Annotated in this window: 17 protein-coding genes and 1 tRNA gene; 12 read left to right on the top strand and 6 right to left on the bottom strand. The window is 61.0% G+C overall.

Annotation, left to right across the window (positions count from 1 at the left end; all coding sequences use genetic code 11):
- Positions 1–26: 26 nt before the first annotated feature.
- From nirB to ACFQND_RS23040, 5 genes are all read right to left on the bottom strand, one after another.
- Positions 27–2,483: a nitrite reductase large subunit NirB gene (gene nirB, locus ACFQND_RS23060; protein ID WP_371439876.1), complete on the bottom strand. Its 2,457-nt coding sequence runs from the start codon at positions 2,481–2,483 to the stop codon at positions 27–29.
- Positions 2,484–2,531: 48 nt separating this feature from the next.
- Positions 2,532–3,341 (bottom strand): ABC transporter ATP-binding protein, encoded by an 810-nt coding sequence (locus tag ACFQND_RS23055; protein WP_371439875.1) that lies wholly within the window; start codon positions 3,339–3,341, stop codon positions 2,532–2,534.
- Positions 3,342–3,357: 16 nt separating this feature from the next.
- Positions 3,358–4,323 (bottom strand): nitrate ABC transporter permease, encoded by a 966-nt coding sequence (gene ntrB, locus ACFQND_RS23050; RefSeq protein ID WP_377414649.1) that lies wholly within the window; start codon positions 4,321–4,323, stop codon positions 3,358–3,360.
- 25 nt (positions 4,324–4,348) lie between these two features.
- The gene (locus ACFQND_RS23045) at positions 4,349–5,605 is read right to left on the bottom strand and encodes a CmpA/NrtA family ABC transporter substrate-binding protein (protein ID WP_371439873.1); all 1,257 of its coding nucleotides are present in this window, start codon (positions 5,603–5,605) and stop codon (positions 4,349–4,351) included.
- Between the two features lie 337 nt (positions 5,606–5,942).
- Positions 5,943–7,160, bottom strand: a complete 1,218-nt coding sequence (locus tag ACFQND_RS23040) for a nitrate- and nitrite sensing domain-containing protein (RefSeq protein ID WP_371440082.1) — start codon at positions 7,158–7,160, stop codon at positions 5,943–5,945.
- 91 nt (positions 7,161–7,251) lie between these two features.
- On the opposite strand from ACFQND_RS23040, the gene tsaD reads away from it, so the two are divergent.
- On the top strand, positions 7,252–8,289 hold the full coding sequence (gene tsaD / locus ACFQND_RS23035) for a tRNA (adenosine(37)-N6)-threonylcarbamoyltransferase complex transferase subunit TsaD (RefSeq protein WP_371439872.1): 1,038 nt from the start codon (positions 7,252–7,254) through the stop codon (positions 8,287–8,289).
- A 100-nt stretch (positions 8,290–8,389) separates the two neighbouring features.
- Here the strand turns inward: tsaD and ACFQND_RS23030 are convergent, their stop codons facing one another.
- Positions 8,390–8,791: an Hsp20/alpha crystallin family protein gene (locus ACFQND_RS23030; protein WP_371439871.1), complete on the bottom strand. Its 402-nt coding sequence runs from the start codon at positions 8,789–8,791 to the stop codon at positions 8,390–8,392.
- Between the two features lie 130 nt (positions 8,792–8,921).
- Between ACFQND_RS23030 and ACFQND_RS23025 the strand changes: the two genes are divergently transcribed.
- The 11 genes from ACFQND_RS23025 (at position 8,922) to ACFQND_RS22975 (ending at position 18,271) form a co-directional block, all read left to right on the top strand.
- Positions 8,922–10,196: a branched-chain amino acid ABC transporter substrate-binding protein gene (locus ACFQND_RS23025; RefSeq protein ID WP_371439870.1), complete on the top strand. Its 1,275-nt coding sequence runs from the start codon at positions 8,922–8,924 to the stop codon at positions 10,194–10,196.
- Positions 10,197–10,219: 23 nt separating this feature from the next.
- On the top strand, positions 10,220–11,407 hold the full coding sequence (locus tag ACFQND_RS23020; RefSeq protein WP_371439869.1) for a pyridoxal phosphate-dependent aminotransferase: 1,188 nt from the start codon (positions 10,220–10,222) through the stop codon (positions 11,405–11,407).
- 136 nt (positions 11,408–11,543) lie between these two features.
- Positions 11,544–11,810, top strand: coding sequence for a 30S ribosomal protein S15 (rpsO, locus tag ACFQND_RS23015; RefSeq protein ID WP_007864491.1), 267 nt, complete (start codon positions 11,544–11,546; stop codon positions 11,808–11,810).
- A gap of 219 nt (positions 11,811–12,029) precedes the next feature.
- Complete coding sequence (gene pnp / locus ACFQND_RS23010; RefSeq protein ID WP_371439868.1) at positions 12,030–14,147, top strand: polyribonucleotide nucleotidyltransferase; 2,118 nt, start codon at positions 12,030–12,032, stop codon at positions 14,145–14,147.
- Between the two features lie 77 nt (positions 14,148–14,224).
- A complete protein-coding gene (locus ACFQND_RS23005; protein ID WP_371439867.1) occupies positions 14,225–15,211 on the top strand; it encodes an NAD(P)H-quinone oxidoreductase in 987 nt (328 codons plus the stop codon).
- 29 nt (positions 15,212–15,240) lie between these two features.
- On the top strand, positions 15,241–15,996 hold the full coding sequence (gene tpiA, locus ACFQND_RS23000) for a triose-phosphate isomerase (protein ID WP_371439866.1): 756 nt from the start codon (positions 15,241–15,243) through the stop codon (positions 15,994–15,996).
- Positions 15,997–16,032: 36 nt separating this feature from the next.
- Positions 16,033–16,452 carry a preprotein translocase subunit SecG gene (secG, locus tag ACFQND_RS22995; RefSeq protein ID WP_371439865.1) on the top strand — a complete coding sequence of 140 codons (420 nt, stop codon included), beginning with the start codon at positions 16,033–16,035 and terminating at the stop codon, positions 16,450–16,452.
- 116 nt (positions 16,453–16,568) lie between these two features.
- A tRNA-Leu gene (locus ACFQND_RS22990) sits at positions 16,569–16,653 on the top strand.
- 100 nt (positions 16,654–16,753) lie between these two features.
- Entirely contained in the window at positions 16,754–17,113 is a 360-nt protein-coding gene (locus ACFQND_RS22985; RefSeq protein ID WP_371439864.1) for an NADH-quinone oxidoreductase subunit A, read from the top strand.
- Between the two features lie 61 nt (positions 17,114–17,174).
- On the top strand, positions 17,175–17,654 hold the full coding sequence (locus ACFQND_RS22980; RefSeq protein WP_007864469.1) for a NuoB/complex I 20 kDa subunit family protein: 480 nt from the start codon (positions 17,175–17,177) through the stop codon (positions 17,652–17,654).
- Positions 17,654–18,271 (top strand): NADH-quinone oxidoreductase subunit C, encoded by a 618-nt coding sequence (locus ACFQND_RS22975; RefSeq protein WP_371439863.1) that lies wholly within the window; start codon positions 17,654–17,656, stop codon positions 18,269–18,271. Before ACFQND_RS22980 ends, ACFQND_RS22975 begins: the two co-directional genes overlap by 1 nt.
- Positions 18,272–18,281: the final 10 nt, after the last annotated feature.

Here is an 18,281-nt window from a genome sequence, read left to right as displayed (position 1 = left end):
TGTTGTGTGAAGGGTGAACCGGCCTCTCAGGCGGGCAGCGCGGTGAACTGGCGCGTATCAACAGCCGCTTCCTTGAGGTCGAACCAGGGATCGGGCTCGCCGTCGAGCGCGAACTGTAGGCGTTCCCACAGCGCCTTGCGGCCTTCGTGGTCTTCCAGGATTTTTTTCTTCACATAGTCCAGGCCGACGCGGTTCACGTAGTGCACCGTGCGCTCGAGGTACCAGCCCTCCTGGCGGTAGAGCTCGCAAAACGCGCCGGTGTATTCGAGCACCTCGGCTGCCGTCTTGAGCTTGGTGAAGAAATGGGCCACTTCGGTCTTGATGCCGCCGTTGCCGGCGATGTACATCTCCCAGCCCGAATCGACACCGATGATGCCGACGTCCTTGATGCCGGACTCAGCGCAGTTGCGCGGGCATCCGCTCACGGCAAACTTGACCTTGTGTGGTGCGTACATGCGCCACATGGCGCGCTCCAGGTCCTTGCCCATCTGGGTGCTGTCCTGCGTGCCCATGCGGCACCATTCGCTGCCCACGCAGGTCTTCACCGTGCGCAGGGCCTTGGCATAGGCGTGGCCCGAAGGCATGCCGATGTCTTTCCAGACGTTTTGCAGGTCTTCTTTTTTGACGCCCAGCAAATCGATGCGCTGCCCGCCGGTGACCTTGACGGTCGGGATCTTGTACTTGTCGACTGCGTCGGCAATGCGGCGCAGCTCGCTCGCGGTGGTCTCGCCGCCCCACATGCGCGGGATGACGCTGTAGGTGCCGTCTTTCTGGATGTTGGCATGGCTGCGTTCGTTGATGAAGCGGCTTTGCGGGTCGTCTTTGGCTTCTTTGGGCCAGGTGCTGATCAGGTAATAGTTGACGGCGGGGCGGCAGGTGGCGCAGCCATTGGGCGTCTTCCAGTCCATGAATTTATAGACGTCCGAGATGGTGAGCAGCTTGTTGGCGCGGATGGCGTCACGCACCGCCTGGTGGCCGTGGTCGGTGCAAGCGCACATGGCCTTGAGCTTGGGCGTGGCCGAGTAGTCGCCGCCTGCGGTAAACATCAGGATCTGCTCCACCAGCCCGGTGCAGGAGCCGCACGAAGCGCTGGCCTTGGTGTGCTTGCGCACTTCATCGAGCGTGAAGAGGCCTTTTTCCTTGATGGCCTTGCAGATGGTGCCCTTGTTGACGCCATTGCAGCCGCAGACTTCCGCATCGTCGGCCATCAGCGTGGCCTTGTTCTGGCCTTCATGGCCCGCGTCGCCGAGGTTGGACTCGCCAAAAATCAGCTTGTCGCGGATGTCGCTCACGTTGCGGCCGTCGCGCAGCAGCTTGAAGTAGTAGCTGCCGTCGACCGTGTCGCCATACAGGCAGGCGCCAACCAGCCTGTCGTCCTTGATCACCAGTTTTTTGTAGACGCCGCCGAAGGGGTCGCTCATCACGATTTCTTCGGTTCCCTCTCCGCCCATGAACTCGCCGGCGCTGAAGAGGTCGATGCCGGTGACTTTGAGCTTGGTAGAGGTGAGCGACCCGGTATAGCGGCCGATGCCGAACTGCGCCAGGTGATTGGCGGCCACTTTGGCCTGCTCAAACAGCGGGGCCACCAGGCCGTAAGCTATGCCGCGATGCGCCGCGCATTCGCCGACGGAATAGATGCGCGCATCGGTCACGGTCTGCATGGTGTCGTTGACGACGATGCCCTTGTTGCAATGCAGGCGCATCGATTCGGCCAGCTGCGTGTTGGGGCGAATGCCCACGGCCATGACCACCAGGTCGGCGGCGACTTCGCTACCGTCCTTGAAACGAATCGCTGTGACCCGGCCATCGGTGCCGCCGACCAGCTCCTGCGTTTGTGCACCCATGAGGAAGTTCAGGCCGCGTTCTTCCAGCGACTTTTGCAGCAGTTTGCCGGCCACGCTGTCGAGCTGGCGCTCCATCAGAGTCGGCATCACATGCACCACGCTGACCTCCATGCCGCGCAGCATCAGGCCGTTGGCCGCTTCCAGGCCCAGCAGGCCGCCGCCTATGACCACGGCTCTTTTGTATTTTTCCGAGGCCGCAATCATGGCGTTGGTGTCGGCGATGTCGCGGTAGGCGATCACGCCTGCCAGGTCCTTGCCGGGCACCGGCAGGATGAATGGGTTGGATCCTGTGCAGATCAACAGGCGGTCGTAGGATTCTTCGGTGACGTTGCCACTGGAGTCCACCGCGCGCACGACGCGTTTGATGCGGTCGACTTCGACCACCTTCTTGCCGGCATGCAGCGTGATGTGGTTGTCCTTGTACCAGTCCCAGGAGTTCAGCACGATCTCATCAAGCGTCTGCTCGCCGGCCAGTACCGGCGACAGCAGGATACGGTTGTAGTTGGGATGGGGCTCGGCGCCGAACACGGTGATGTCGTAGAGGTCGGGCGAGACCTTGAGTAACTCTTCCAGCGTGCGGACGCCGGCCATGCCGTTGCCTACCATCACCAGCTTGGGTTTCTTGACACGCATGTCCATCGTGGTTCCTTGGTTGTCTCGGTGCGTTTTCAGGCCTGAAAGCTGCCTTTAAGCGGCTTTTTCCACGTGGGCCTGGCGCGTGTACAAAAAGTCGATGACCGCCTTGCGGTAGTGCAGGTACTGGGTGCTTTCGGCCAGCTCCACGCGGTTGCGGGGGCGGGGCAGCTCAATGCTCAGCACCTCGCCAATGGTGGCCGCGGGCCCGTTGGTCATCATCACGATGCGATCGGAGAGCAACACTGCTTCGTCCACGTCGTGGGTCACCATCACCACCGTGCTGTGGGTCGTGGCGACGATCTGCAGCAGCTCGTCCTGCAGCCTGGCGCGGGTCAGCGCGTCCAGCGCACCGAAGGGTTCGTCGAGCAGCAGCACCTTGGGCTCCATGGACAGCGCGCGGGCGATGCCGACACGCTGCTTCATGCCTCCGGAGATTTCGCCCGGGCGTTTTTGTGCGGCGGCGGTCAGCCCGACCATGGCCAGCGCAGCATCGGTGCGGGCCTTGAGTTGCGCCTTGTTTTCGGTGGCCGAGAACACGCGCTCCACTGCCAGATAGACGTTCTCAAAGCAGGTGAGCCAGGGCAGCAGCGAGTGGTTCTGGAACACCACCGCGCGCTCGGGCCCGGGGCCGCTGATTTCGCGGTTGGCGCACAGCAGGCTGCCCTGGGTGGGCGTCGTCAGGCCGGCAATCAGGTTAAGCAGGGTGGATTTGCCGCAGCCCGAGTGGCCTATCAGCGCGACAAACTCGCCCCTGGCGACCGTCAGGTTGATGTCCTTCAGTGCGCAGAACGGCCCCTTTTGGGTCTTGAATGTTTGCGCTACGCCCTGGATCTCGATGTACTTGGTGGTGAAGGATGTCATGGTGGTCTCCGCTGCTTCAGTTCTTGACTTCTTCGAAGGTGAAGGCCGTGGCCAGCTTGATCAGTGCGAACTCCAGCGCCAGGCCGACGATGCCGATGACAAAGATCGCGATGATGATGTTCTTGACGTTGAGGTTGTTCCACTCGTCCCAGACCCAGAAGCCGATGCCGACACCGCCGGTCAGCATCTCGGCGGCCACGATCACCAGCCAGGCGGTGCCGACGGCCAGGCGCACGCCGGTCAGCATGTAGGGCAGCACGGCGGGAAAGAGGATCCTGGTGACGATCTTCCACTCGCTGAGGTTGAGCACGCGCGCCACGTTCATGTAGTCCTGCGGCACACGCTGCACGCCGACGGCGGTGTTGATGATCATGGGCCAGATCGAGCAGATGAAGATGGTCCAGATGGCGGCCGGGTTGGCGCCCTTGAAGACCAGCAGGCCGATGGGCAGCCAGGCCAGCGGCGAGACCGGGCGCAAGAGGCTGATCAGCGGGTTGAACATGCGGCTCAGGAAGTTAAAGCGGCCGATCAGGAAGCCGACCGGGATGCCGACGATGGCCGCCATGCCGAAGCCCATGGCCACGCGCTTGAGCGAGGACAGCACGTTCCAGCCCACGCCCTGGTCGTTGGGACCCTTGCTGTAAAACGGGTCGCTGAAGATTTGCACGGCCTGCACGAAGGTGTCTTTGGGCGAAGGGATGCTGCCGCCCGTGCCCATGAAGACCAGCTCCCACACCAGTGCCAGCAGGCCCAGGCCCAGCAGCGGCGGCAGGATGCCCAGCCAGAGATAGGAAAGGTCTCGCTGGGGTTTTGCGGCGGCCACGGCCGGCGTGGGGGTTTTCATGTCATTTTGGGCTGTAGCCCCCGTTTGCTGTGTGTGAGCAGCTATCAAATGTGTAGCTGCCGAATCTCTGGGTTTGTCCCCGTTGCGGGCTGCCGGGGCGGCCGCTTCAAGCGGGCTGTGGAAGACGGCGCTGACCATGGTGTTCTCCTTGATGCAGTCTGGCTCAGGCGCGGATCTTGAAAGAGTCCGCGTATTTTTTCGGATCCTTGCCGTCCCACACGGTGCCGTCCAGCAGCTTGTGGGTGCGCATCACGTCCTTGGGCACGCTGACCTTGGCGGCAGCGGCGGCGTCCTTGTAGATATCGATCTGGTTGATCTGTTTGGCGATGCCGAGGTAGTCGGGATGGTCTTTGATCAGGCCCCAGCGTTTGTGCTGCGTGAGGAACCACATGCCGTCGGACAGGTAGGGGAAGTTGACCGTGCCGTCGTTGAAGAACTTCATGTAGTTGGGGTCGTCCCAGGTCTTGCCCAGACCGTTCTGGTAGCGGCCCAGGATGCGCTGGTTGATGGCATCGACGCTGGTATTGACGTAGCTTTTCTCGGCAATCGTCTCGGCCATCTTGTTCTTGTTGGAGAGGCTGGCGTCTATCCATTTGCCGGCCTCGATGATGGCGGCCGTCACGGCGCGCGCCGTGTTCGGGTATTTTTTGACGAAGTCGGCGGTGGTCCCCAGCACCTTTTCAGGGTGGTCTTTCCAGATGTCCTGGGTGGTGATGCCCGTGATGCCGATGCCGTCGATGATGGCGCGGTGGCCCCAGGGCTCCCCCACGCAGTAGCCGTCCATGTTGCCGACGCGCATATTGGCCACCATCTGCGGCGGCGGCACAGTAATGACCTTGGCATCCTTCATCGGGTTGACGCCGTAGGTTGCCAGCCAGTAATACAGCCACATCGCATGGGTGCCGGTGGGGAAGGTTTGCGCAAAGGTGTATTCGCGCTTGTCGGTGGCCATCAGCCTGGCCAGTGAGGGGCCGTCCACGGCGCCCTTGTCGGCGAGTTTTTTCGACAGCGTGATGGCCTGGCCGTTGTGGTTCAGGTTCATCAGCACGGCCATGTCTTTTTTCGGGCCGGCCGTTCCCATGTGCACGCCGTAGACCAGGCCGTAAAGCACGTGCGCCAGGTCGAGTTCCCCATTGACCAGCTTGTCGCGCACGCCGGGCCAGCTGGCTTCCTTGGTCGGGATGATCTTGACGCCGTACTTCTGGTCAATGCCCAGTACCGAGGCCATGACGACGGAGGCGCAGTCCGTCAGCGGGATGAAGCCGATCTTCACTTCCTTCTTTTCCGGCGCATCCGAGCCCGCGGCCCAGGCACCGCCCGATCCCGCGCTGGTCAGGAGGGTGGCCGCACCCATTGCAGTGGCCTGTTTGATGAAGTCCCGGCGGGCTGGTGCTGTGGGGCCGGAAAGTTGTTGCGACATATTGGACTCCTGGTTGCAAAAAGAAGCTGAAAACAAAAACGGCATCCATCTTTCACCCGCGCGGAATCAGGTAAGAGAGGGACGCCGTTGTCCAAAAAACAGGCCATTGCAGGCTTGCTGCCGGGCCGCCATTGGCCTGGTTTGTAATCAATAAAGCAGAAACCGTGCCATCTCTACTTCTGTGAGTGAGGTGAGGATTTTCCTTTTCAAATCATGGGCTTGGCGGAGTGATCTGCCGCTTTCCCGTCGGTTTCTTGTTGCGCCCATCATTGGTGCATGGTCAAAATGCAGGCACGGGATTTGTGCGGTGCAGCAGTTTTGCCTGCGAGCAGCGTGCTTACAAATAGGCGGCCATGGCCAGCACGGACTCGGCTACGTCCAGCAGGCGCCGGTTCTGGCTCATGGCGGTCTGGCGCAGCATCTTGTAGGCATCGTCTTCGCTGAGTTTGCGGGTGGCCATCAACAGGCCCTTGGCGCGTTCTATGACCTTGCGTTCATTGAGAGCGGTGCGTACTGTTTCCAGTTCATCGCTCATCACCTGCAGGCGGTGCGCCTGCTCCTGCACCATGCCAAGGATGGAGCGCTCAAGCTGGGGGCCATAGTGGGTGGGCGCGTCGGGGCTGGCTGCAGAACCCTCCTGGCGCGACAGGTCATCAAGGGTGGCCTGCTGGTCACGCAACTCGGTGTGGGCCTGGGCGATCTTGCGTTCACACAGCAGGCGCAGGTTGGCCGCGAGCAGGTCCTCCACTGTTTTCATGCCGTCTATGCGATGTGTGCAGCAGTCAAACCAGATCTGGCTGAGGTTGGCGTCCAGTGCGCCGCCTGTATGGGGTGTGCAGCCTATACGGCGCAGCCGCTCAAGTTCGGCGAGGTCATCGCCTGGCTGATTGGCATTCCATTCGCCCAGAACGCCGGGGTCTGCAAAATCGCTGAATACCTGCAGGCAGCGTTCCTGTGATTCGATCAGGTGTTGCCATTGCTGTTGGTGCCCGGCATTGGTGTGGCCGGAGGCAAAGGCCGTGGCGCCAAAAGCGCGTTCCTGGCCGGTGAACTCCTTGCCCTGCATGAAATTGAACATGGCCACCAGCGCGCGGGAGATTTCGGGGTCTGTGGCGCTGTCGGCAGCTTCAAAAACCACGACCAGCAGGCCCGAGATCAACCGCGTGAATGCCCCCGTGGCCTCCCCAGGAGACAGCGCCTGGCCGTCTACGCGCTGGCGCAGGCCGGGCAGGCCGTCCAGTGCGTGCAGGACAAAAGCGATGCGGCTGAACAGCCGGGCGCCATTGCGCACATGGTCGGGCTGGGTGTCCAGTGCATTGAAGTGCTTGCGCACATGCTGCTCAACTTGCCCGCATTCGGCGACCTGGCGAAGTCGCTGGTCGCCAAAACGTGTTCCCTGGGAGCCGAGGAAGATGTTGGAGATGCCGCGCTCTTTTTGTAGCGCATGAACCAGTCGGCCGATCACACCCACCAATTCGCAGCTGAGTGCAAGCTGCTCCAGCTCCGCGATTTCGCACTGGCGGGCGGCAATAAGAAAACTGAGTCCGGACTTGATCATGGCTGCGCTCGATGCAGCAACATTCGTGCCGAAAGGTTAAGCCCCGCAGCTAACAAAGGCCTCCCACGAACACTTTACACTTGGCGCCATGCTGGTATTGGGAATCGAATCGTCTTGTGACGAAACAGGGGTTGCGTTGGTGGATGCGCGAGGCCGTGCTGTACCGCGCCTGTTGAGCCACTTCCTGCACAGCCAGATTGACATGCATCAGGCCTATGGGGGCGTGGTGCCGGAGCTGGCGAGCCGCGACCATATTCGCCGCGTGCTGCCGCTCACTCATGCCGTGATGAGGGAGGCGCAACGCGCCCTGGCCGATGTTGACGTGATCGCCTACACCCGCGGGCCTGGCCTGGCCGGTGCGCTGCTGGTCGGTGCCGGTGTGGCCTGCTCGCTGGCGGCGGCGCTGGGCAAGCCGGTGATGGGCGTGCACCACCTTGAAGGCCACTTGCTTTCACCTTTTTTAAGTGCCGATCCACCCGAATTTCCGTTTGTGGCCCTGCTGGTGTCCGGCGGCCACACCCAACTGATGCGGGTGGACCGCGTGGGCAGTTATGCGCTGCTGGGCGAGACCATTGATGATGCGGCCGGCGAAGCCTTTGACAAATCGGCCAAACTCATGGGCCTGCCTTATCCCGGCGGGCCGCACCTGTCAAAACTGGCAGAGCAGGGCGATGGGGCCGCCTTCAAATTGCCCCGTCCGCTGCTGCACAGCGGCAACCTCGATTTCTCATTCGCGGGACTGAAAACAGCGGTGCTGACACAGGCAAAAAAGCTGGGCGATGAGCTTGAGAACCGAAAGGCCGACCTTGCGGCATCCACGCAGGCAGCCATTGTCGATGTGCTGGTTAAAAAATCCATGAGCGCCATGGCGCAAACCGGGCTCAAGCGGCTGGTGGTCGCCGGTGGGGTGGGGGCGAATGCGCTGCTGCGCAGCCAGCTCAATGCCATTTGTAAACAGCGCGGTATCCGCGTGCATTACCCGGAGCTTCACCTGTGCACCGACAACGGCGCGATGATTGCGCTGGCTGCCGGCATGCGTTTGCAGGCAGGCCTGGAACCGCTGCAGCGCGCTTATACCTTTGATGTGAAACCGCGCTGGGGCCTCGCTGAATTGACTACTGCGTAAATCCTGAAATCAGGGAGCGCCCTGGAGCTCTCCCCATCAGCAGGGGCCGCGGAACCGGCTTTGCCGGACCACAGGCGCAGCGGTCCCGTCGTGGGTCCATTTACTGGATGGCGAGCTGGCTGACGTTGCTGACGGGGACTTTTTTGCCTAGCGTCAAGGTCAGAACGCCGTTTTCAAGTTTTGCCGTGCTGTTGGCTGCGTCGATTTCAAGCGGGAAACGCCAGGCGGCCTTGACCTTCCGGGCAGCGTCGTCCTTGCTGGTGACCCGGACCACATCGCCTTCAATGCCGATATCCAGCTGCTCTTTGGCAAGGCCGGGAACGTCCAGTTGCAGTGCGTAGGTTTTTTCAAGGTCTTCCACGGTGGCGGCCTTGGCCGTCCCTGCATTGGACAGCGAGGAGAATGTGTCGCTGAGGAAGCTTTCGAGGGCGCCGTTGCTGACGGCAGGCGCATGGCTACGCTGGAAGCTGCGGGCGGGGCGGGTGGCGAGAGAGTAAAACATGCTGGTTCCTTGGTAACTTAACAAGGGGTGTTTTCCCCTTACACTGCGCGGCGCTCACCGTGATTGCCGCATGCACATCAACTGGATGTGCATGCGATTAATTCAAGTCAAAACAGGGATGTATTTATTTATGCAAAAACTCTTGAAACGCCTGCTGGCAGCCCTATGTCTGTGCACCTGGCTCGCGGCGCTGGCGCAGCCTGCAACCCAGCCCGCGCAGCCGCCCATACGGATCGCACTGATCGAAAGCATGTCCGGCGCATTCGCCAATACGGGTGAGGCGGTGTTTCGCAACCTGGTGTGGGCGACGGAACGCATCAATGCGCGCGGCGGCGTCAAGCTGCCCGGCGGCGCACGCAACCTGGTGATTGAGCGTTACGACAACAAGGGCCAGAACGAAGAATCGCTGGCGGCATTGCGCTCGGCCATTGACGACGGCATTACGGTGATTGCCCAGGGTAATTCATCGGCCATTGCGGCGGTGCTCATTGATGCGATCAACAAACACAACGAGCGCTCGCCAGGCAAACGTGTGCTTTTCCTGAACTACTCTGCGGTTGATCCGATATTGACCAATGAGAAATGCAGTTACTGGCATTTTCGTTTTGATGCCCATGCCGACATGCGCATGGCTGCACTCATGGACGTCCTCAAGGACGATGCCTCACTCAAGAGCATTTACCTGATAGGGCAGGATTACAGTTTCGGCCAGGCGGTGCTGCGCGAAGCGCGTAAACAGATCGCCGTGCAGCGGCCGGATGTGCAGATCGTGGGGGACGAGCTGCATGCGCTTGGCCGCGTGAAGGACTTCATCCCTTACGCCGTCAAGATCAAGGCCAGCGGCGCGCAGGCGGTGCTGACCGGCAACTGGGGTAATGACCTGACCCTGCTCATCAAGGCTGCCAGAGAGGTGGGCTACGACGGCAAGTTCTACACTTTTTACGGCAACGCGCTGGGCGTGCCGGCGGCGCTGGGCGATGCGGGCGTGGGCAAGGTGATTGCGGTGGCGGACTGGTTCCCCAACGAGCCGGGTGCCGCATCCGAGGCTTTTTACCAGGCCTTCCGCCAGCGTTTCCCGAAACCGCAGGACGACTATGTGCACATGCGCATGCAACTGATGGTGGAGGCGCTGGCACAAAGCATTGAGCGGGCAGGGTCGACCGAATCGGGGGCTGTGGCGGCCGAAATGGAACGGGCCGTTGCGACGGTTTCAGGCCACAAGGGCACCATGCGTGCGACGGATCACCAGTTCCAGCAGCCTTTGCTGGTGGCGATGATGGGCAAGCAGGGTACGCCGGGCATACGCTTTGACGTCGAGGGGTCGGGTTACGGCTTTCGTGTCATCAAGACGATCACACCGGAGCGGGCCGAGCAGCCGAACAGCTGCAGGATGGTGCGTCCCTGAACTTTCCGGACCTGGAGGCGAACATGAGGCAGGCTGTTTTAAACCTTGAAGAGTCCATGATCCGCCAGGTGGCGAACGCCGGCATGGGGCGTGCCGACGTGCTCAGGTTCTGGTTTGGCGAGAGTGATGAGGTGACGCCCGCCTTCATCCGCGATGCCGCAGTCGCCTCGCTGCAGCAGGGCGAAACCTTTTATGCCCACAATCTGGGGCTGCCTGAATTGCGGGAGGCCATTGCCCGCTATGCCACGGGGCTGCGTTGCGCTGGCGCTGCGCCCATAAATGCCGACCGCATTGCCGTGACCTCAGGCGGCGTCAATGCGCTGATGCTGGCTGTCCAGATGCTGGTGGAAGCGGGTGACGAGGTAGTGGCCGTGACGCCGGTCTGGCCCAACCTGACGGCCCAGCCTGCCATCATGGGCGCGCAGGTGAAATGTGTCAGCCTCAAGCCGATGGCCGGTGAATGGCAGCTCGACATGGCCGAATTGCTGGCCGCCATCACGCCGGGGACCAGGCTTTTGATTGTCAATGCCCCCAACAATCCGACCGGCTGGACCTTGAGCCGGGTCGAGCAGGAGGCCATCCTGGCGCATTGCCGCCAAACCGGCACCTGGATACTGGCCGACGAGGTCTATGAACGCCTGTACTACGAGCCCACGCCTAACGGTTGCGCACCCAGTTTTCTGGATATTGCGGCGCCGGAAGACCGCCTGGTGGTGGTTCACAGCTTTTCCAAGAGCTTTTTGATGACCGGCTGGCGGCTTGGCTGGCTGGTGATGCCGCCGTCCATGACGCCGCACATGGGCAAGCTGGTGGAGTTCAATACTTCCTGCGCGCCGGTTTTTGTGCAGCGGGCCGGGCTGGTCGCGATTGAACGCACGGGCGATGTCACGCCGCGGGTGGTGGCCCACCTCAAAACCTGTCGCGACACCCTGGTGCCCTTGCTGCAGGCGGTGCCGGGCGTGCAGGTTGCCCCGGCCAAGGGAGGAATGTACGCTTTTTTCCGGCTGGAAGACCAGGCGCGTTTCGGCGATTCGCTGGAGACGGCCAAACGGCTGGTCGTGGAGGCCGGGTTGGGCCTGGCGCCCGGCAACGCCTTCATGGTCAATCCCGGACCCGAGGCCCGGGGATGGCTGCGCTGGTGTTTTGCCAGCCAGGACCTTGCCAGGCTGGGGCAGGGGGTAAAGCGCCTTGATCGCTGGCTTGGGCTATAATCCAAGGCTCTGCGCAGTTTGAGGCCTTTTGGGGGCCTTTTTCATGCTGGAACACGACGAAAGCGGTTTATCCATCTCCCATGTCGGGAACGCTGCTTCGCTCGCAAGCGCACCTCGGTGCAGGAAAGAGAAAATCATGATTGCAAAATCAGTCAAGGCCGAAATCGTTCAGGCCAACGCACGTGCCGCCGGCGACACCGGTAGCCCTGAAGTTCAAGTGGCGCTGCTGACCGGCCGCATCAACGAACTGACCCCCCATTTCAAGGCCAACGCCAAGGATCACCACGGCCGCCGCGGTCTGCTGCGCATGGTGAGCCGCCGTCGCAAGCTGCTGGACTACCTGAAGTCCAAAGACGCAGACCGTTACACCGCGCTGATCGCCAAGCTTGGCCTGCGCAAGTAATCGGTAACAACGATTTGAAAGCGCCTGAGTTAGTTCACTAGCTCAGGCGCTTTTTACTTCGGAGCAAGGCAAAACGAGTACGCGCTGTGTCATTCCACAAGAAAAGCCCTGGTCAGTCCGCTGGTCCCAGGCATTTTGTGGAATGGCATCGTTCTCAACCGCCGCCACTCCGGGCCTCAAGCGCTGCCTCAAGCGCTCGACACAAGTGGAGAAAAGAACATGAGCATTTTCAATAAAGTCACAAAATCCTTCCAGTGGGGCCAGCACAAGGTCACGATGGAAACCGGCGAAGTCGCACGCCAGTCCGGCGGCGCTGTGCTGCTGGACATGGACGGCACCGTTGTGCTGGCCACCGTGGTCGCCAAGACCGAAGCCAAGCCCGGCCAGGACTTCTTTCCCCTGACCGTTGATTACCTGGAAAAGACCTACGCCGCCGGCCGCATTCCCGGCAGCTTCTTCAAGCGCGAAGGCCGTCCCAGCGAATTCGAAACGCTGACCTCGCGCCTGATCGACCGCCCGATCCGTCCGTTGTTTCCTGAAGGTTTCTTCAACGAAGTTCAGGTCGTGGTTCACGTGCTGTCCTTGAACCCTGAAGTGGAAGGCGACATTCCCGCGCTGATCGCTTCGAGCGCAGCGCTGGCAATCTCCGGCATCCCGTTCAATGGCCCCATCGGTGCAGCCCGCGTGGCTTACATCGACGGCCAGTACGTGCTGAACCCCGGCAAGACGCAGCTCAAGGATTCGAAGATGGACCTCGTCGTGGCCGGCACCGAAGCCGCCGTGCTGATGGTCGAGTCCGAGGCCCAGCAACTGTCCGAAGAAATCATGCTCGCCGCCATCGTGTTTGGCCACGAGCAGGGCAACATTGCCATCAATGCGATCCACGAACTCGTTCGTGACGCGGGCAAGCCGGTCTGGGACTGGAAAGCGCCAGCCAAGGACGAAGTGCTGATCGCCAAAGTGGTTGCACTGGCCCAGGAAAAGCTGGCTGCCGCCTACCAGATCCGCAACAAGCAGGCACGTACCCACGCCACGCGTGAAGTGACCACCTGGACCAAGATGGGCCTGAAGGCCGAGGGTGTGGAGTTCGACAGCGTGGCTGTGGACGGCATGCTGTTCGACATCGAAGCCAAAATCGTGCGCAGCCAGATCCTGGCCGGCGACCCGCGTATTGACGGCCGCGACACCCGCACCGTGCGCCCGATTGAAATCCGCAACAGCGTGCTGCCGCGCACCCACGGTTCGGCCCTGTTCACCCGTGGTGAAACCCAGGCGCTGGTCGTGACCACGCTGGGCACCGAGCGTGATGCACAGCGCATTGACGCGCTGTCAGGCGACTATGAAGACCGCTTCATGCTGCACTACAACATGCCTCCGTTCGCCACCGGCGAAACCGGCCGTGTTGGTTCGCCAAAACGCCGCGAAATCGGCCACGGCCGCCTGGCCAAGCGCGCGCTGATCGCCGTGCTGCCTTCGAAAGAAGAGTTCCCATACACCATGCGTGTGGTGTCTGAAATCACCGAATCCAACGGTTCGTCGTCAATGGCTTCGGTCTGCGGCGGCTGCCTGTCGCTGATGGACGCCGGCGTGCCGATGAAAGCCCATGTGGCCGGTATCGCCATGGGCCTGATCAAGGAAGACAACCGTTTTGCCGTGCTGACCGACATCCTGGGTGACGAAGATCACCTCGGTGACATGGACTTCAAGGTTGCGGGCACCACCTTCGGTATCACCGCGCTGCAGATGGACATCAAAATCCAGGGCATCACGAAAGAAATCATGCAGGTTGCGCTGGCCCAGGCCAAGGAAGCCCGCATGCACATCCTGGGCAAGATGCAGGAAGCCATGGGCGCAGCCAAGACCGAAGTGTCTGACTTCGCACCACGCCTCTATGTGATGAAGATCAACCCCGAGAAGATCCGTGATGTGATCGGCAAGGGCGGCGCCGTCATCCGCGCGCTGACCGAAGAAACCGGCACCCAGATCAACATCGAGGAAGACGGCACCATCACCATCGCCTCGAACGACAGCGCCAAGGCTGACGAAGCCAAGCGCCGAATCGCCGAGATCACCGCTGAAGTCGAAATCGGCAAGGTCTACGAAGGCCCGGTCACCAAGATCCTGGACTTCGGCGCACTGATCAACCTCTTGCCCGGCAAGGACGGCCTGCTGCACATCAGCCAGATCGCCCACGAGCGTGTCGAGAAGGTCAGCGATTACCTGAGCGAAGGCCAGATCGTCAAGGTCAAGGTTCTGGAGACCGACGAAAAGGGTCGCGTCAAGCTGTCGATGAAGGCCTTGCTGGACCGTCCGGCCCAGGATCAGGATCGGGGCTGATCAGTATCTGCTATTGATTTTGTAGCTGCTGGTGCCCGTAAACCGGAGGCTGGCGGCACAAAACATATGAAAATCGCATGAAAGCCATTGAAATTACCTCGTTTGGCGCGCCTGAGGTGCTGCGTTTGGGCTCGCGTCCTGCGCCGGTGCCGGGCAAGGGCGAATTGCTGATCCGTGTTGCAGCCTCCGGCGTGAACCGGCCGGATGTGCTGCAACGCACCGGCAACTACCCGGTGCCGCCGGGTGCGTCAGATATTCCGGGGCTGGAAGTCGCCGGCGTCATTGTTGAGGGTGATGTGCCTGCAATGACGGCTGCCGGCCTGAAAGTCGGTGACCGCGTTTGTGCGCTGGTAGCCGGTGGCGGTTACGCCGAGTTATGTGTCGCGCCGGTTGGGCAATGCCTGCCTGTACCGCAAGGCTTGAGCGACATTGAGGCGGCTTCACTGCCGGAGACCTTCTTCACGGTCTGGAGCAATGTGTTTGAACGTGCCTATCTGCAGGCCGGTGAGACATTGCTGATCCAGGGCGGCTCCAGCGGCATAGGCGTGACGGCCATACAGATGGCCAGGGCGCTGGGCGCGACGGTTCTGGTGACGGCGGGCAGCGATGAGAAATGCGCAGCCTGCCTGGCATTGGGCGCGGATCATGCGATCAATTACAAAACTGCGGACTTTGCGGAAGAAGTCAAGAAACTGACGGCCGGCAAGGGTGTCAATGTCATCCTGGATATGGTCGCCGGCAGCTACGTTTCCCGTGAAGTCGATTGCCTTGCCGAGGATGGCCGCCTGGTCATCATTGGGGTGCAGGGCGGAATCAAGGCCGAGATCAATGCCGGCCTGGTGCTGCGCAGGCGCCTGACGATCACCGGCTCGACCTTGCGCCCGCGTCCGCTGGAATTCAAAACCGCGATTGCCATGGCCCTGAAAGAAAAAGTCTGGCCGCTGGTTGCCGGTGGCGCGATCAAGCCCGTGATTCACAGCACTTTCGCGGCAGCCGATGCTGCAAAGGCGCATGTGCTGATGGAGTCCAACCAGCATGTCGGCAAAATTGTTCTGACCTGGTAATCGACAAGCTCATAAAGACCTACAAGCCCATGAAAAAGCTGATTGCAGGAAACTGGAAAATGAATGGCAGCCTGGCTGCCAATGAGGCCCTGCTGGGTGCATTGGCGCAGGGGCTGGCTGTCAAGCCTGCTTGTGAAGTGGCCGTGTGTGTGCCCGCACCTTATCTTGCGCAGGTCCAGGCCCTGAAGTCGGCCAAGCCGGCCCTGTCAGCGATTGACCTGGGTGCGCAGGATGTCTCGGCACAAGCATCGGGTGCCTACACCGGCGAGGTCAGTGCGGCCATGCTCAAGGAGCTCGGTTGCCGCTACGCCATCGTGGGACATTCCGAGCGCCGCCAGTACCACGGTGAAAGCGATGCGCTTGTGGCCGACAAGGCCAGGGCTGCGCTGGCGTCCGGCATTACGCCCATCGTCTGTGTGGGCGAGACACTGGCCGAACGCGAAGCAGGGCATACCGAGGAGGTGGTCAAGCGCCAGCTGGCGGCCGTGATTCATGCCAACGGGCATTGCATCAGCGAGATCGTCGTTGCTTACGAGCCTGTCTGGGCCATAGGCACGGGCAAGACCGCATCGCCCGAAGAGGCGCAGGCTGTGCATACCGTGTTGCGCGCGCAGCTCAAGGCGGCGACCGACCAGTCGGCGCGGGTAAAGATTTTGTATGGCGGCAGCATGAATGCAGCCAACGCGGCAACGCTGCTGGCGCAGCCCGACATTGACGGCGGGCTGATTGGCGGGGCATCCCTCAAAGCCGCGGATTTTTTGACAATTATTGCTGCAGCCCAATAAAAACGGCCGCAACCAGCTATTAAATTAGGAGTATCTATGAACGTTGTATTGACCATTGTCCTCGCCGTGCAAATGCTGACTGCGCTGGGCATGATTGGCCTGATCCTGGTGCAGCACGGCAAGGGTGCCGACATGGGTGCGGCGTTTGGCAGCGGCGGTTCCGGCAGCCTGTTTGGCGCCAGCGGGAGCGCCAACTTCCTGTCGCGCACCACGGGCATCCTGGCTGCCGTGTTTTTCGCCTGCACCCTGCTGCTGGCATATTTTGGTAATGCGCAGCCGCGCGCCACCGGTTCCAGCGTTCTGGACGGGCTTGCCGTCACCGCGCCTGCACCAGCCACAGCGGCTTCCGGTGCCGCGCAGATTCCGGGAACCTCCGTCCCTGCTGCCGGCAGCGCAACGGTTCCGGCGGCGCCTGCGATCCCTGCCTCCGGCGCCGCGCAAATTCCGACGAAATAAGGTGATTAAGCTGCTCTTCACGGAAGGGAAGAGCCTGATTTCAGGGTAAACTCTGAGTCTGTCTGGAAAGCCAAAAACCGCAAGGTTTCCTCATGCCATCCAGGCAGCTAAATACCGCGGACGTGGTGAAATTGGTAGACACGCTATCTTGAGGGGGTAGTGCCGAAAGGTGTGCGAGTTCGAGTCTCGCCGTCCGCACCAGATTGATAAGCATCGGCAGCATCGCTCCGGCGGTGCTGTCGGCTCAAACGGCAATCTGAAAAAAGACCGCAACGGTGGTTTTTCAGAAACTGAATCCACAATGAACCTCGATCAATACCTTCCTGTTCTCTTGTTTATTCTGGTCGGTGTTGGTGTCGGCGTTGTGCCCCAGGTGCTGGGCCGCTTGTTGGGCCCCGTGCGGCCCGACAGCGAAAAAAATTCCCCTTACGAGTGCGGTTTCGAGGCTTTCGAAGACGCCCGCATGAAGTTCGATGTGCGCTACTACCTGGTCGCCATCCTCTTTATTCTTTTTGACCTCGAGATAGCGTTTCTTTTTCCGTGGGCGGTGGCGCTCAAGGAAATCGGCCCCGTCGGTTTCTGGTCAGTCATGGTTTTCCTGGGCATCCTGGTCGTGGGCTTTGTCTACGAGTGGAAAAAGGGTGCGCTGGACTGGGAGTAAAAAGAGCCTCAGGGTTCTTTGCGACACGTTCGCCACCAAATCCACCAAATAAGGTACGGGTATGTCACTTGAAGGTGTTTTCAACGAAGGCTTCATGACCACGAGTTACGACTCGGTGGTCAATTGGGCCAAGACGGGTTCGCTTTGGCCCATGACGTTTGGCCTGGCTTGCTGCGCTGTCGAAATGATGCATGCCGGTGCTGCGCGTTATGACCTTGACCGTTTCGGCATGCTGTTTCGCCCCAGCCCGCGCCAGTCTGATTTGATGATTGTTGCCGGCACGCTGTGCAACAAAATGGGCCCGGCACTGCGCAAGGTCTACGACCAGATGTCCGAGCCGCGCTGGGTGCTGTCCATGGGCTCGTGCGCCAACGGTGGCGGTTACTACCACTACAGCTATTCCGTGGTTCGCGGCTGCGACCGCATCGTGCCGGTGGATGTGTATGTGCCTGGTTGCCCTCCGACGGCCGAGGCGCTGATGTACGGCATCATCCAGCTGCAGCAAAAAATCCGCCGCACCAACACGATTGCGAGGGCCTGATGCAGCCATCCGCTTCGCCTGCGTCCGCGCAGCAAATTGGCGATACCGTGGCAGCGGTACTCGGTGACAAGCTTAAAAATATCAAGGTCGCATTCGGCGAGGTCACGGTTACCGTGGCTGCTGCAGACTACCTCGCAGCCGCAACGCTGTTGCGCGATGCGCCGGGTTGCAGGTTCGAGCAGCTGATTGACCTGTGCGGCCTCGACTACTCCGAATACAAGGACGGCCAGTACGACGGTTTGCGCTTTTGCGTTGCGTCGCACCTGCTTTCTGTCAGCCTGAACCAGCGCGTGCGCCTCAAGGTGTTCTGTGCCGATGATGATTTTCCGGTGGTGGACTCGCTCAATGGCATCTGGAATGCTGCGAACTGGTTCGAGCGCGAGGCCTTTGACCTCTATGGCATCATTTTTGAAGGCCACAATGACCTGCGCCGCATCCTGACCGATTACGGTTTTATCGGCCATCCTTTCCGCAAGGATTTCCCAACCACCGGCCACGTGGAAATGCGTTACGACCCCGAACAGAAGCGCGTGATTTACCAGCCGGTCACGATCGAGCCGCGTGAAATTACGCCGCGCGTGATCCGTGAAGACAACTACGGCAGTGGCCTTCAATAACGGCGTTCGC

It is taken from the genome of Polaromonas aquatica, assembly GCF_042659145.1.
GTDB classification, from domain to species: domain Bacteria; phylum Pseudomonadota; class Gammaproteobacteria; order Burkholderiales; family Burkholderiaceae_C; genus Polaromonas; species Polaromonas aquatica.
This window is presented reverse-complemented; position numbering and strand designations above follow the sequence as displayed.

Coding starts and splice junctions, on each gene's coding strand:
- nirB (WP_371439876.1), bottom strand. CDS start 2,483: ATGGACATGCGTGTCAAGAAACCCAAGCTGGTGATGGTAGGCAACGGC.
- ACFQND_RS23055 (WP_371439875.1), bottom strand. CDS start 3,341: ATGACATCCTTCACCACCAAGTACATCGAGATCCAGGGCGTAGCGCAA.
- ntrB (WP_377414649.1), bottom strand. CDS start 4,323: ATGGTCAGCGCCGTCTTCCACAGCCCGCTTGAAGCGGCCGCCCCGGCA.
- ACFQND_RS23045 (WP_371439873.1), bottom strand. CDS start 5,605: ATGTCGCAACAACTTTCCGGCCCCACAGCACCAGCCCGCCGGGACTTC.
- tsaD (WP_371439872.1), top strand. CDS start 7,252: ATGCTGGTATTGGGAATCGAATCGTCTTGTGACGAAACAGGGGTTGCG.
- ACFQND_RS23030 (WP_371439871.1), bottom strand. CDS start 8,791: ATGTTTTACTCTCTCGCCACCCGCCCCGCCCGCAGCTTCCAGCGTAGC.
- ACFQND_RS23025 (WP_371439870.1), top strand. CDS start 8,922: ATGCAAAAACTCTTGAAACGCCTGCTGGCAGCCCTATGTCTGTGCACC.
- ACFQND_RS23020 (WP_371439869.1), top strand. CDS start 10,220: ATGAGGCAGGCTGTTTTAAACCTTGAAGAGTCCATGATCCGCCAGGTG.
- rpsO (WP_007864491.1), top strand. CDS start 11,544: ATGATTGCAAAATCAGTCAAGGCCGAAATCGTTCAGGCCAACGCACGT.
- pnp (WP_371439868.1), top strand. CDS start 12,030: ATGAGCATTTTCAATAAAGTCACAAAATCCTTCCAGTGGGGCCAGCAC.
- ACFQND_RS23005 (WP_371439867.1), top strand. CDS start 14,225: ATGAAAGCCATTGAAATTACCTCGTTTGGCGCGCCTGAGGTGCTGCGT.
- tpiA (WP_371439866.1), top strand. CDS start 15,241: ATGAAAAAGCTGATTGCAGGAAACTGGAAAATGAATGGCAGCCTGGCT.
- secG (WP_371439865.1), top strand. CDS start 16,033: ATGAACGTTGTATTGACCATTGTCCTCGCCGTGCAAATGCTGACTGCG.
- ACFQND_RS22985 (WP_371439864.1), top strand. CDS start 16,754: ATGAACCTCGATCAATACCTTCCTGTTCTCTTGTTTATTCTGGTCGGT.
- ACFQND_RS22980 (WP_007864469.1), top strand. CDS start 17,175: ATGTCACTTGAAGGTGTTTTCAACGAAGGCTTCATGACCACGAGTTAC.
- ACFQND_RS22975 (WP_371439863.1), top strand. CDS start 17,654: ATGCAGCCATCCGCTTCGCCTGCGTCCGCGCAGCAAATTGGCGATACC.